This is a genomic window from Achromobacter sp. UBA4530, assembly GCF_002388205.1.
Classification (GTDB): domain Bacteria; phylum Pseudomonadota; class Gammaproteobacteria; order Burkholderiales; family Burkholderiaceae_B; genus Achromobacter; species Achromobacter animicus.
This window is the reverse complement of record NZ_DGMA01000029.1, coordinates 31,690-44,179: the sequence shown is the minus strand read 5'-3', so window position 1 is coordinate 44,179 and position 12,490 is coordinate 31,690. Positions and strand designations below refer to the sequence as shown.

Below are 12,490 nucleotides of genomic sequence, written 5' to 3'. Positions count from 1 at the left end.
TAGGTCGCGTCTGCGAGGGGCGGGCCCACCGTTTTCCTTCAGCCGTAATGCTCGTCGTCCAGCAGCATGTCCTCGAAGAACGCGCCGAACCGGCGTTGGGGATCCAGTAGGTGGATCTCCAGGATCCAGCGCATGTCCGACGGCGCGATGTCCAGATCGGCAAGCGACCCGGTGTGAATGGCCGCGTGGGGAAAGTCGGAAATCCGGTGGCCGGGCAGCTCGAAGTTCAGCGCCCAACCCATGGCGCGCGCCTGGCGGTCGGCGTGGGCATAGAGCGCATGGCCGGTCAGGCGTTCGCGCAACCATCGGTCGCGCACGTCGTGGAAGAGGATTTCGGCATCGCGCGCGCAGCGCGCCTGCTCGGCGTTGCCACCCAATACGAATGACTTGCCGCCGTCGCCTTCCCAGGCGTCGAGGCGGGGTGCGATGTCCAGAAAGAAAATGTCGTCTTCGCCCAGCACCGCGCCCGGTTCGGACGGCTGGCGCATGGACTTGAGCGTGTTGGCGCCAAAGCGCACCCGCGTGGGATGCCAGCTCAGGGCCATGCCGGCGTCGATGAGTGTCTGCTTGGCGAGCCTCACGGCGTCTTCCTCCACCATGCCGGGCTGGATGCGGGCGGCGATGTCGGCAATGGCCTGGCGCGTCTTGTTGCGCGCCCGCAGCATGCCGTCCACGGAGAAGGCGGGCCCAACGCGTTCGCTGGCGGGGGAAGGAGATATCGTCATGTCGGAATTCCTATGTGGCTGGGCGCAGCGGCATGCCGCGCCGGACAGGTGCCAGTCTGGGCAGAAGAGGGCAGGCCCGCGAGCGCCCGGCGGGACGGAATCGTGCCAGGCTGGCGCGTGGACGGGCCAGCGACGCAGGCAAGGACGGATTCGGGCCGCCATGGCGCGTTTCAAGGCCAAGGATTCGCGTGGGCCGCCGCACATGGTTGGCGCTGGGCTAACGTAGCGGTTTTCCTTTGTACGCCCGTCACCCGCCATGAAAACCGTCGCCCTTGTCGTGTTCCCCGGGGTGCAGGCCCTGGACGTCAGCGGCCCCATGGATGTGTTCGCGGAAGCGAACCGCTTTCTGGCGCCGGCCCGGCAATACCGGCTGGAGATCATCGGCCTCACGCGCGGCGCGGTACCGTGCTCCAACGGGATGACGATCCTCCCGCAGCGGCATTACGCCGAGGTGTCTGACACCCCAGACCTGTTGCTGGTCGCGGGAGGCCCGAACCTGCCGGCTGCGCGCGAGCCCGACGAGGCGCTGGTCTGGCTGCGGGCGGCCTGCCGACGCGCGCCGCGGTACGGGTCGATCTGCAACGGCGCCTTCTTGCTGGCACGCGCGGGACTGCCCGATGGCGCGGTCGTCACCACGCACTGGAACGATGCGCAGGCCTTGGCCGCGCAGTATCCGGCGTTACGGGTCGAGGTGGACAGGTTGTATGTGCAGGACGGCCGCCTGCATACGTCGGCGGGTGTCACGGCAGGCATCGATCTGTCGCTGTATCTGCTGGCGCAGGATCACGGCGCAGAGGTCGCGCTGAACGTGGCCAAGCGGCTCGTGGTGTTCACGCAGCGCGCTGGCGGGCAATCGCAGTTCAGTCCGTTTCTGACCCCGTTCGTCGAGGAAACCTCGGTGGTCGCGCAGGTGCAGCAGCATGTGCTGACCAACCTGTCCGGCGACTTGGGCCTGGCAGAGCTGGCCGCCGTGGCCCGGATGAGCCGCCGCAATTTCTCACGGGTGTTCCGGCGGGATGCGGGCGTGACGCCGGCGGAATTCGTGGAAAGCGCGCGGGTGGACGCGGCGCGGGCGCGCCTGGAGCGCGACGGCGCGCCGCTCAAGACGGTCGCGTATGAATGCGGCTTTCGCGATGCGCGCCACTTACGCGAGGCATTCACCCGGCGTTTGGGCGTGTCGCCCAGCCAATACCGGACCAGTTTCAGCCTGGGGCAGGGCGGCCCGGCGCTTGCTGATTAGCGCGTGGGACGGCAGGATGCTTGCCGTTCAGGGGTAGGGATCGCGCCGCTCGCCGTTCAAGGCTTGGTGCGGCGAGTCACACCCGTGTCAAAGCGTTCAACGCCCGGCCGGGCAGGGCGGTCGAAGCGTTCCACGCCGGGGCGCGCGGCGGGGCGGTCGAATCGTTCGACGCCCGGGCGGTTCAGCCGCTCGACGCCGGGGCGATCAAACCGTTCCACGCCGGGGCGATCAAACCGCTCGACGCCGGGCCGCGCAAAGCGCTCGACCCGTTGCGGCGTGGCCGTCTTGGCGGCCGCGCTTTGCGCCGCCTCTTGCTCACGTTTGGCGATGATCTCTTCGGCGCGCTGGTGGTGCGGCGCCATCTTGCGCACCATCACCCGGCCGTCGCGCGGGAAGTAATTGATGCGGCGCGCGTGCACGTCGCCCAGATCCTGCGCCTTGACGGGGATGCCTTCGGTCTTGAGGTAGTTCAGGACGAACTCGCCGTTGCGCTCGCCGATGTTCATCTGCTGCATGGCCGCCAGCACCGCGCCGCCGCCGAACACCTTGGCTTCCAGGCGGTCGCGCGAGGCGCCGGCCTTGAGCAGTTCGTTGATCAGTACTTCCATCGCAAAGGCGCCGTAGCGCATGGTGGCCGATGCGGGCGACTGCATGTCGCCCTCGGGCAACATGAAGTGGTTCATGCCGCCCACGCCCGTGATCGGGTCGTGGATGCAAGCCGCCACGCAGGATCCCAGCACGGTCGAGATCATCATGTTCTCGTTGGTGACGTAGTACTCGTTCGGGAGCACTTTCACTGCCGGAGATTGGAACGCGCTGTCGTAGTAGTGACGCGTCGCGCGGGCTTCAAGAGCGGCCATTGGACTGATATCTGGGCAAAAACGGCGATTGAGACACTAGAAATGCGGGAAAAAGCGACAATTGTGACAAAACATGTAAAAAAATGTCGCTTTATTCTTGCATATCCCGGCAGTCAATGGGAGAAAACTGTGTAAACACGACCAAAGCGTCGTTTATTGGAACTTCCTCCTGACGCCCGCATGCAAAAAGCCTGTGCGGATGGCAGGCAACCATCCTACACAGGCTAGTTCGGGGTCTTTCCCCGGATCACGGGGATGAAGGGGGTTCAAACGGAGGTTTAGACCCGCTGGGCGGAACGATAGGGCGGCGAAAGAACCCCGAGCCGGACCGGCCTTCCAGGCCGGTCCGGCAGATCTGCCGGTCTAGAACCGCGTGCTGCGCGTGACCGACCAGCGCGCGGACAGCGCGCCGAGCGCGGCGGACGCCACCACCGCACCGATCAGGACGGGGGCGCCGGGCAGGTGCAGGGCAAATTCGGCCCCATAACTGCGGGCCAGCCCCAGCAGGGCTTCGTTCAGCGGAGACAGCGCAACGGACGCCACGCCAATCGCCAGCAGCGAAGCCAACGCGCCGGACAACGCGCCCAGGTACAGGAACGGCCGGCGCACGAACGATTCGGTGGCGCCGACCAGCCGCGCCACGCCGATTTCTTCGCGTTGCGACAGCGCCTGCATGCGTACGGTGTTGAACACGGTGGCCAGCACCACGACCGCCACGCACGCGGCCAGGAACCCCAGGCCGATCCGGGCAAACCGCAGAATGGCTTCCAGCCGCTGGACCCACGCGCTGTCCAGTTGCACCAGATCCACGTGGTTCCACTGCTTCCAGGCCGAGGCCAGCGTGTCGGCGCGTCCGGCCAGGTTGTCGCCGTCGGCCAGCGTGACGACGACCGCGTCGGGCAGCGGGTTACCCGGCAGCACGGCCAGCGCTTCCTGCCAGGCGGGGTTGGCGCGCAGGTCGGCCAGGGCGCTTTCGCGGCCCACGACGCGCACGGCGCGCACCTCTTGCGGATAGTCGGCTTGAATGCGCTTGGCGACGTCGGCGGCGGCGCCCGCAGGCGCGTCCACGCGCATGAAGACGGTGACCTCCGGCGTGACGGACATTTCCCGCGCCACCGGTTGCACCGAGACCAGGATCGCGCTGCCCAGCAGCGGCAGCGCCAGCGCCAACGCCATGACCAGCAGGTTGGCGAGCGATGAGAAGGGTTGCTTGATCAGCCGGCGCAGCGTGACGAGAAGCGCGTAGCGGTGTTGCCGCAGCCAGGCGTTCATGCCGACTCTCCCGGATGGCCGAGGCCCGGCTCGGTGCGGCCGGGACGGACGGGCGCCGCCGTTGCGCCATGCGCGCCATGGGTGGCCGCGCCGTCCGGCGGCGTCGCGGGGCCGTGGGAGTCGGCGAACTTGCCCGGCTCGATCCGCAGCGTGCGGGTGGCGTAGCGCGCCATGAGTTCCTGGTCGTGCGAGGCGATCAGCGTGGTGACGCCGACGCGATTGAAGTCGCGGAACACGTTCATGATGCGTTGCGCGTTGTCGTGGTCGAGGTTGGCGGTGGGTTCGTCCGCGATCAGGATCGCGGGCCGGTTGACGATGGCGCGGGCGATCGCCAGGCGCTGTTGTTCGCCGCCCGAGAGCTCGATGGGATTGAGGTCTTCCTTGCCCGACAGCCCCACCTTGTCCAGGGCGGCACGGGCACGCGACGCGGCGGAATCCCAGGGGTGTCCCTGGACGGCCAGCGGCAGCATCACGTTTTCGAACGCGCTTCGGTCGAACAGCAGGTGCGTGTCCTGCAGGATGACGCCCACGGCGCGACGCAGATAGGGCCGGGCGCGCGCGGGCAGCTTGTCCAGACGCTGGCCGTTCACCTGGATCGAACCGCGGCTGGCGGGTTCAAGTCCGCCGATCAGCTTGAGCAGGGTGGACTTGCCGGCGCCGGACGGCCCCGATACGAAAACGAATTCTCCCGCGCTCACGCGGAAGTTGATGTCGGCCAGGATATTGCGGCCGCGACCATATGATTTGAATACGTGCTGGAATTCGATCATGGCGGCTGTCAGATGAAGCCGCCATAGTAACTCGGGGACAGTAAGGTGGCCTACATCTCTTGGCGTGGCCGGGGCAGGTCGGCTTCATTCCACCGGCTGAAACATCGGTGCGCAAAGCTGAAAGCGCGTCCCTGTTTTTCGTCAAAAACAGCGTTTCATTTCATCCAGTGTCCCTATATTTCAAGGGAATTCCCGGATGCGCCGCGTGCTTTGCGGACGCTACCATCCGCCCCATGCGTGGGTCCAACCCGGCCCTAGCTTTGGATTCCGCTTCATCCCACACGGAGATCACGATGAAAGTACTGAAACTCGCTGCCATTGGCGCTGCCCTGTTTGCTGCATCCTCGGCTGCCAACGCTGGCGCAACCTTCGATAACGTCAAAAAGAAAGGGTTTGTCCAGTGTGGGGTTTCGACGGGCATTCCGGGTTTCTCCATCGCCGACAGCAAGGGCGAATACAAGGGCATCGACGTGGACATGTGCCGCGCCATCGCCGCGACCATGTTCGGCGATGCCAGCAAGGTCAAGTTCACGCCGCTGAACACCCAGCAACGCTTCACCGCGCTGCAGTCCGGTGAAATCGACGTGCTGACCCGCAACACCACCGTCACGCTGACGCGCGACACGACGCTCGGCCTGATCGGCGTGGGCGTGAACTACTACGACAGCCAGGGCGTCATGGTCTCCAAGGACCTGAACGTCAAGAGCGCAAAGGAACTGAACGGCGCCACCATCTGCGTGCAGCCGGGCACCACCACCGAGCTGAACCTCGCTGACTGGTTCCGCAGCCAGAAGATCGAATTCAAGCCGGTCGTGATCGACAAGTACGACGAAATCATCCGCGCCTTCTCGGCCGGCCGTTGCGATGCGTTCACGACCGACAAGTCGCAGCTCGCCTCGACCCGCACCACCCTCGAGAACCCGGACAAGTTCGTCATCCTGCCGGAAGACTTCTCCAAGGAGCCGCTGGGCCCCATGGTCCGCCAGGGCGACGAGCAGTGGTTCAACATCGTGCGCTGGTCGCTGAACGCCATGCTGGAAGCCGAGGAATACGGCATCACCAAGGCCAACGTCGATGAAATGACCAAGAGCCCCAACCCCAACATCCAGCGCATCCTGGGCGTGACCCCGGGCATGGGCAAGAACCTGGGCGTGGACGACAAGTGGGCCTACAACATCATCAAGAGCGTGGGCAACTACGGTGAAAGCTTCGAATCGACGCTGGGCAAGAACAGCGCGATGAAGCTGGAGCGCGGCTTGAACGCTTCGTACAAGCAAGGTGGCTTGATGTACGGCTGGCCGGTGCGCTAACGCGCGGCTGCCTGGCATGGCGGAGCACGGCTCTCCGTCATGCCTAGGGCCTGTCTGCACAGGACGTGTATTCTGGACAGGCCCTAACCCGCCTTCGGGCGGGCGGCAGAAGTGGGTGGCGCGGCTTTTCCGGCATGCCACCCGGTGTCCGACTTCTGTAGATTCATCATGATGACTCCCAACAAAAACGCCCCGATTTCGGCACCCCCTCGGCGTCTGAACTGGAACGATCCCGGCGTACGCTCCGTGGTCTACCAGGTGATTGCGCTGACCGCGGTAGCCTGGGCCGTGTGGTTCCTGGTTTCAAACACGCTCCACAACCTGTCCGTGCGCAACATTGCCACGGGCTTCGGCTTCCTGAACCGCGAGGCCGGATTCGCCATTGGCGAAACCGCTGTCGCCTATTCCCCCTCAGACACTTACGGCCGCGCCATCGTGGTCGGCCTGCTCAACACGCTGCGCGTCGCCGTCCTCGGCATCGTGCTGGCGACTATCCTCGGCACGCTCATCGGCATCGGCCGCCTGTCCAAGAATTGGCTCGTCGCCAAGATCACCTCTGTGTATGTCGAGGTGATGCGCAACGTGCCGCTGCTGCTGCAGCTGTTCTTCTGGTATGCGCTGATCACCGAGAACATGCCGGGTCCGCGTCAGGCGCACAATCCGCTGCCGGGCGTGTTCATTTCCAACCGTGGCCTCAAGGTCCCGGCGCTGGAAGGCAACTCGTTCGACTGGATGCTCGGCGGACTGGGACTGGCGATCCTCGCGATCATCATCCTGGGCCACTACGGCAAGAAGCGCCACGAGGCCACCGGCCACATGTTCCCGCTGGGCCGCTGGGCCATTGGCCTTCTGATCGGCCTGCCGTTCATCGGCTGGCTGGTCAGCGGCGCGTCGCTGACGCTGAACATGCCGGAGCTCAAGGGCTTCAATTTCTCGGGCGGTCTCACGCTGTCTCCGGAATTCGCCGCGCTGCTGGCCGGTCTGGTGATCTACACGTCGGCGTTCATCGCCGAGGTGGTGCGCTCTGGCATCCAGGCGGTCAGCAACGGCCAATGGGAAGCCGCCGGCTCGCTGGGCCTGCCGCGCGCCAAGGTGCTGCGCCTGGTGATCCTGCCGCAGGCGCTGCGCGTGATCATCCCCCCGATGACCAGCCAGTACCTGAACCTGACGAAGAACAGCTCGCTGGCAGTCGCCATCGGCTACCCCGACATCGTGTCGGTGGTGAACACAACGTTGAACCAGACGGGCCAGGCCATCGAGGGCATTCTCATCATCATGGGCGCGTACCTCACGGTCAGCCTGTCGATCTCGATCTTCATGAACTGGTACAACAAGCGCATTGCGCTGGTGGAGCGTTGATATGAGCAGCACTACGCATACCCCCAGCGAGGCCCTGCCGCCGCCCAGCAATCAGACAGGACCGTGGGCGTGGCTTAAAACGCGCCTCTTCTCGTCGCCGCTGAACATCCTCATCACGGTGCTGCTGGCGTGGTTCCTGTTGATGTCCATCCCGGCGCTGGTCGAATGGGCCTTCATCAAGGCCAGCTTCGACGCGGCCAATGCCCAGGAGTGCCGCGCAGCCGGCGGCGCCTGCTGGGCGTTCATCATTGAAAAACACCGGCTGATCCTGTTCGGCACCTACCCCTACGATGAGCAATGGCGGCCGTTGATCGCCACCATCATCCTGGTGGCGGTGATCGTCTGCAGCGGCATCCGCCGCTTCTGGAACTGGAAGCTGGCCGTCATCTGGACCGTGGGCCTGACGGCCGTGGCGCTGCTGATGTGGGGCGGCGTGTTCGGCCTGACCTACGTGGAAAACGCGCGTTGGGGCGGCCTGCCGCTGACGCTCATCCTGTCCACGTTCGGCATCGCCTTCGCGTTCCCGATCGGCGTGCTGCTGGCCCTGGGCCGGCGCTCGAAGATGCCGGCCATCAAGGCGCTGTGCGTCGTGTACATCGAGCTGATCCGCGGCGTGCCGCTCATCAGCCTGCTGTTCATGTCGTCGGTGATGCTGCCGCTGTTCCTGCCGGAAGGCTTTTCGATCGACAAGCTCCTGCGCGCGCAGATCGCCATCATCATGTTCGCGGCGGCCTACATCGCCGAAACGGTGCGCGGCGGCCTGCAGGCCATTCCGAAGGGGCAGTACGAAGGCGCGGATTCGCTGGGCCTGAACTACTGGCAGCAGATGCGCAAGATCATCCTGCCGCAGGCGCTCAAGATCGTGATTCCGCCGCTGGTCAGCATTTTCATCGCGCTGTTCAAGGACACGTCGCTGGTGGTGATCATCGGCATTTTCGACCTGACGCTGGCGGCCAAGGCAGCCTTGTCCGACGCGGCATGGCGCGGATTCGGGGTGGAGGCGTACCTGTTCATTTCGCTGATCTACTTCGTCTTCTGCTTCTCCATGTCCAAATACAGCCAGGCGCTGGAAAAACGCCTGGCCACGGGTCACGCACGCTAGCAATTTGCCGCGCGTCCGCCGCAAGGCGGGCGCGCAAAGCGATACTTACGGGAGTACAGGCATGTCGGATGCCATTATTCGTTTGCAGGACGTGAACAAGTGGTACGGCCAGTTCCACGTGTTGCGCAACATCAACCTGGACGTCGCGCCAGGCGAGCGCATCGTGGTGTGCGGACCTTCGGGTTCGGGCAAGTCCACGATGATCCGCTGCATCAACCGCCTTGAAGAGCACCAGAAGGGCCACATCATCGTGGACGGCACGGAGCTCACCAATGACCTGAAGCACATCGAGACGATCCGCAAGGACGTGGGCATGGTGTTCCAGCATTTCAACCTTTTCCCGCACCTGACGGTGCTGGAAAACCTGACGCTGGGACCCATGTGGGTGTTGAAGAAGCCGCGCGCGGAAGCCGAGGCCACCGCAATGAAGTACCTTGAGCGGGTGCGCATTCCGGAACAGGCCAAGAAGTTTCCGGGCCAGTTGTCGGGCGGCCAGCAGCAGCGTGTGGCGATCGCGCGGTCGCTGTGCATGAACCCCAAGATCATGCTGTTCGATGAGCCGACGTCGGCGCTGGATCCGGAAATGGTGAAGGAAGTGCTGGACGTGATGGTCAGCCTGGCCCAGGAAAGCGGCATGACGATGATCTGCGTGACCCACGAAATGGGTTTCGCGCGCAAGGTCGCCAACCGCGTGATCTTCATGGACCGCGGCGAGATCATCGAACAGAACAACCCGGACGAGTTCTTCGACAACCCGCAGAACGAACGGACCAAGCTCTTCCTGAGCCAGATCCTGCACTGATCCGCCAAACCGCCTTCAGGCGGTTTTTCATTGGTGCGGACTGCCAATCCCGGGAATTCTGGGCGTTCTTGCCGGTAGCCCTTTGTTACCTCCGTCACGCCGGTGGGGTATGCTACTGACCGCCATTGATCCGGAGTGAGGAGAACACACCATGTCGAATACCCCCCGCAGCGCCGTGCGCCGCGCCCTGTTGCAAGGCGCCGTGGCGCTGGCCGCGACCCTGCCTTTCAGCGCCCCGGCGTTGGCTCAGGCCGCCGATTTCCCGACGAAGCCGATCCGCTTCGTCGTGCCTTACCCGCCCGGTGGCCCGCTGGACACGATGGCGCGCATGCTGGCCGAGAAGGTGCGCGGCTCGCTGGGTCAGCCGGTGATTGTGGAAAACCGTTCGGGCGCGGGCGGCAACATCGGCGCGGACCTGGTGGCGAAGGCGCAGCCTGACGGCTACACGCTGGTGATGGGCGCGGTGGCCACGCACGCGATCAATCCGTGGCTGTTCGCCAACCTGCCGTACGACCCGGTCAAGGATTTCGCGCCGGTGACGATCGTGGCGGCGGTGCCGAACGTGCTGGTGATGAATGTGGAGTTCGCCGAAAAGAACAAGATCGAGAAGCTGGCGGACCTGATCGATTACGCAAAGAAGAACCCGGGCAAGCTGAACTACGGTTCGGGCGGCAACGGCAGCGCGGGCCATCTGTCGGGCGAGCTCCTGAAGGCGCGCGCGGGCATCAACGTCGAGCACATCCCCTATCAAGGCGCGGCGCCGGCGCAACTGGCGCTGCTGTCGGGCCAGTCGGATTTCATGTTCGACAACCTGGCGGCGTCGGCGCCGCTGATCAAGGACGGCAAGGTCAAGGCGCTGGCCGTGACGACGGCGCAGCGTTCGTCGTTGCTGGCTGACGTGCCGACGGTTGAAGAATCGGGCGTGAAGGGCTTTGACCTGGGCACGTGGTTTGGCGTGTTCACGACGGGCGGCACGCCGGCGCCGGTGGTGGCCAAGCTGAACAAGGCGTATGCCGACGCGATGGCGCAGCCCGATGTGAAGCAGCGTCTGCTGACGATGGGTTCCGAGGCGGGCTCGATGACGCCTGAGGCGTTCGCCGCGTTCGTGAAGGCCGAGATGGCGAAGTATCAGGAGATCGTGAAGATCTCGGGCGCCAGCCTGAATTGATGGCGCTGGCAACGGGCGTCTTTAACCGGATGCCTGTTGCGATGCAGTTTCAACGCCCGCCGGGATGCTTTCCTGACGGGCGTTTTGCTTTCTGTTGATGCCAGCCGCCGCGCATGCCTACCAGCCCATCGCGTAAGCCGGCCGGCGCGGGTCCGCGCCGCCCCAGCGCACGCCGCTATCCAGATCGTGCCGGACCATGCAGACGGCGCCGGCCCGCCAGCTATGGCCGTTCCACCATTTCACGGTATGGCCCATTTCTGCGAGCGCGTCGCCCGCGCTGCGTGGGATCAGGTCTTCGATCATCAGCCGGCCCGGCATGGCGTTGTGCGGCTCGAACGACGACGGGAAGCTGAAGCTGGCAAAGCGCGGCGCCTCGACCGCCTGCTGCACGTCCATGCCGAACACCTCCATGTTCAGGAACGTCTGCAGCATGGCCTGGCACTGCACGTCGCCGCCCGGCGTGCCGAAAGGCATGACGTACTGGCCGGGCCGGATGGCGAGCGAGGGGTTGGGCGTGAGCCGCGGCCTGCGGCCCGGTCCGATGGCGCACGGATGGCCGGCCTCGGCCCAGGATTGGCTGCCGCGTCCCGACGCGCAGATGCCGGTGCCGGGAATGACGGGCACGTTGTAGGAGCCATCGCTGGGCGTGGCCGAAAACGCGTTGCCGTCCTTGTCGACGACCGCCACATAAGACGTATCCAGGCGCGGATCCGTGCGCGCCATGTCATCGGGCCCGGCCTCGCGCAGGTCGATGTCCCGCGCGTGGGGAAGCCGGCCCGCCGGCGGCATGTCGGGGCCCGCCCGATCCAGGGCGATCATGGCGAGCCGCGCGCGCGCATAGTCCTTTGACAGCAGCGCCGCTTGCGGCACCCGCGCATGGCGCGGATCGGCGTAATGCACCTCGCGATCGGCGAAGGCCAGTTTGATGGCTTCGGTCAGCAGATGCACATAGGGGGCGGAGTTGTGGCCCAGCGCGCGCAAGTCGCAAGGCTCCAGGATGTTCAGCATCTGCAGCAGCGAAGGGCCCTGGCACCAGAAACCGCAGCTATGCACCTGCGTGCCGTTGAAGTCGGTGGACAGCGCCGGCTCGACCTCCACAGCAAAGCCTCGCAAGTCCTCGTGGGTGATCAGCCCGCCTTCGTCGCGGTGATACTTGACGATCGCCGCAGCGATGTCGCCTTCGTAGAATGCGCGCCGCGCGGCGGCCAGGCCCGCCTGGCGGCTGTTTCCGGAATGCGCGCGCTCTTCGTCCGCCATGTACTGGATGCTGCGCGCCAGGTCGGCCTGGCGGAATAGCGATCCCGCCTCGGGCGGCTTGCCGCCGGGCAGGTAGATGGCCGCGCTGGAGGCCCACCGCGCGTAGTTCTTCTGGTTCTCGGCCAGCACTTCGGCCATCAGCGGATACATGACGAAGCCGTCTCGCGCCAGCCGGATGGCGCCGGCCGCGACCTCGCCGAAACGCATGGTGCCGAATCGTTCCAGCGCGGTGATCCACGCGTCGGGCGCCGCCGGCATGACGGTGCGCAGCACGCCCGCTGGGATCGTGCCGCCGTGCTTTTCCAGAAACGTCTCCAGCCGCGCGGCCTGCGGCCAATAGCCAAGCCCGGAAATGCTCCACACCTTTTGCGCCTTGGCCTGATAGACCAGGATAGGCGCGACGCCGCCGAAGTTGACGATGTCGCTCTGGACCACGCCCAATGCAATGCCGGCCGCCACGCCCGCGTCGACGGCGTTGCCGCCGGCCTGCAGGACGTCCATGCCTGCCTGCGTGGCCAGATAGTGGCCGGCCGAGATCATGTGATTCAGCCCGGCGAGCGCGGGGCGCATGGAGGTGGGGGCGCTTCCCGCGGTCAGGTCCGGGGCGTAGGGGGAATGGGACATC

At 65.5% G+C, this 12,490-nt stretch carries 11 protein-coding genes; 6 read left to right on the top strand and 5 right to left on the bottom strand.

Features of this window, described 5'->3' with window-relative positions; genetic code table 11:
- Positions 1-38: 38 nt before the first annotated feature.
- The gene (locus tag B2W22_RS20830) at positions 39-725 is read right to left on the bottom strand and encodes a M24 family metallopeptidase (RefSeq protein ID WP_286939406.1); all 687 of its coding nucleotides are present in this window, start codon (positions 723-725) and stop codon (positions 39-41) included.
- 256 nt (positions 726-981) lie between these two features.
- Here B2W22_RS20830 and B2W22_RS20825 point away from each other — a divergent pair, with 256 nt between their 5' ends.
- Complete coding sequence (locus B2W22_RS20825; protein ID WP_175122197.1) at positions 982-1,965, top strand: GlxA family transcriptional regulator; 984 nt, start codon at positions 982-984, stop codon at positions 1,963-1,965.
- A gap of 56 nt (positions 1,966-2,021) precedes the next feature.
- On the opposite strand, the gene cheD is transcribed toward B2W22_RS20825, so the two are convergent.
- The 3 genes from cheD to B2W22_RS20810 form a co-directional block, all read right to left on the bottom strand.
- Positions 2,022-2,825 (bottom strand): chemoreceptor glutamine deamidase CheD, encoded by an 804-nt coding sequence (gene cheD / locus B2W22_RS20820; RefSeq protein ID WP_175122198.1) that lies wholly within the window; start codon positions 2,823-2,825, stop codon positions 2,022-2,024.
- A gap of 363 nt (positions 2,826-3,188) precedes the next feature.
- Positions 3,189-4,097: a cell division protein FtsX gene (locus tag B2W22_RS20815; protein ID WP_175122199.1), complete on the bottom strand. Its 909-nt coding sequence runs from the start codon at positions 4,095-4,097 to the stop codon at positions 3,189-3,191.
- Positions 4,094-4,867: a cell division ATP-binding protein FtsE gene (locus tag B2W22_RS20810; RefSeq protein ID WP_175139551.1), complete on the bottom strand. Its 774-nt coding sequence runs from the start codon at positions 4,865-4,867 to the stop codon at positions 4,094-4,096. The genes B2W22_RS20815 and B2W22_RS20810 overlap by 4 nt, the downstream gene beginning before the upstream one ends.
- Before the next feature lie 293 nt (positions 4,868-5,160).
- Here B2W22_RS20810 and B2W22_RS20805 point away from each other — a divergent pair, with 293 nt between their 5' ends.
- From B2W22_RS20805 to B2W22_RS20785, 5 genes are all read left to right on the top strand, one after another.
- A complete protein-coding gene (locus tag B2W22_RS20805) occupies positions 5,161-6,177 on the top strand; it encodes an amino acid ABC transporter substrate-binding protein (RefSeq protein ID WP_105240917.1) in 1,017 nt (338 codons plus the stop codon).
- A gap of 168 nt (positions 6,178-6,345) precedes the next feature.
- A complete protein-coding gene (locus B2W22_RS20800) occupies positions 6,346-7,536 on the top strand; it encodes an amino acid ABC transporter permease (RefSeq protein WP_175139552.1) in 1,191 nt (396 codons plus the stop codon).
- Between the two features lies 1 nt (position 7,537).
- Positions 7,538-8,638, top strand: a complete 1,101-nt coding sequence (locus B2W22_RS20795; RefSeq protein WP_175122202.1) for an amino acid ABC transporter permease — start codon at positions 7,538-7,540, stop codon at positions 8,636-8,638.
- Positions 8,639-8,699: 61 nt separating this feature from the next.
- Positions 8,700-9,440 carry an amino acid ABC transporter ATP-binding protein gene (locus B2W22_RS20790; RefSeq protein WP_056559723.1) on the top strand — a complete coding sequence of 247 codons (741 nt, stop codon included), beginning with the start codon at positions 8,700-8,702 and terminating at the stop codon, positions 9,438-9,440.
- 151 nt (positions 9,441-9,591) lie between these two features.
- Entirely contained in the window at positions 9,592-10,608 is a 1,017-nt protein-coding gene (locus tag B2W22_RS20785; protein WP_175139554.1) for a Bug family tripartite tricarboxylate transporter substrate binding protein, read from the top strand.
- Between the two features lie 117 nt (positions 10,609-10,725).
- Here the strand turns inward: B2W22_RS20785 and B2W22_RS20780 are convergent, their stop codons facing one another.
- Complete coding sequence (locus B2W22_RS20780) at positions 10,726-12,489, bottom strand: gamma-glutamyltransferase family protein (protein ID WP_175122204.1); 1,764 nt, start codon at positions 12,487-12,489, stop codon at positions 10,726-10,728.
- Between the last annotated feature and the right edge of the window lies 1 nt (position 12,490).

What these genes read in the sequence shown, in the direction of transcription:
- B2W22_RS20830 (WP_286939406.1), bottom strand. Translation starts at nt 725, where the DNA reads ATGACGATATCTCCTTCCCCCGCCAGCGAACGCGTTGGGCCCGCCTTC.
- B2W22_RS20785 (WP_175139554.1), top strand. Translation starts at nt 9,592, where the DNA reads ATGTCGAATACCCCCCGCAGCGCCGTGCGCCGCGCCCTGTTGCAAGGC.
- B2W22_RS20805 (WP_105240917.1), top strand. Translation starts at nt 5,161, where the DNA reads ATGAAAGTACTGAAACTCGCTGCCATTGGCGCTGCCCTGTTTGCTGCA.
- cheD (WP_175122198.1), bottom strand. Translation starts at nt 2,825, where the DNA reads ATGGCCGCTCTTGAAGCCCGCGCGACGCGTCACTACTACGACAGCGCG.
- B2W22_RS20825 (WP_175122197.1), top strand. Translation starts at nt 982, where the DNA reads ATGAAAACCGTCGCCCTTGTCGTGTTCCCCGGGGTGCAGGCCCTGGAC.
- B2W22_RS20815 (WP_175122199.1), bottom strand. Translation starts at nt 4,097, where the DNA reads ATGAACGCCTGGCTGCGGCAACACCGCTACGCGCTTCTCGTCACGCTG.
- B2W22_RS20795 (WP_175122202.1), top strand. Translation starts at nt 7,538, where the DNA reads ATGAGCAGCACTACGCATACCCCCAGCGAGGCCCTGCCGCCGCCCAGC.
- B2W22_RS20800 (WP_175139552.1), top strand. Translation starts at nt 6,346, where the DNA reads ATGATGACTCCCAACAAAAACGCCCCGATTTCGGCACCCCCTCGGCGT.
- B2W22_RS20810 (WP_175139551.1), bottom strand. Translation starts at nt 4,867, where the DNA reads ATGATCGAATTCCAGCACGTATTCAAATCATATGGTCGCGGCCGCAAT.
- B2W22_RS20780 (WP_175122204.1), bottom strand. Translation starts at nt 12,489, where the DNA reads ATGTCCCATTCCCCCTACGCCCCGGACCTGACCGCGGGAAGCGCCCCC.
- B2W22_RS20790 (WP_056559723.1), top strand. Translation starts at nt 8,700, where the DNA reads ATGTCGGATGCCATTATTCGTTTGCAGGACGTGAACAAGTGGTACGGC.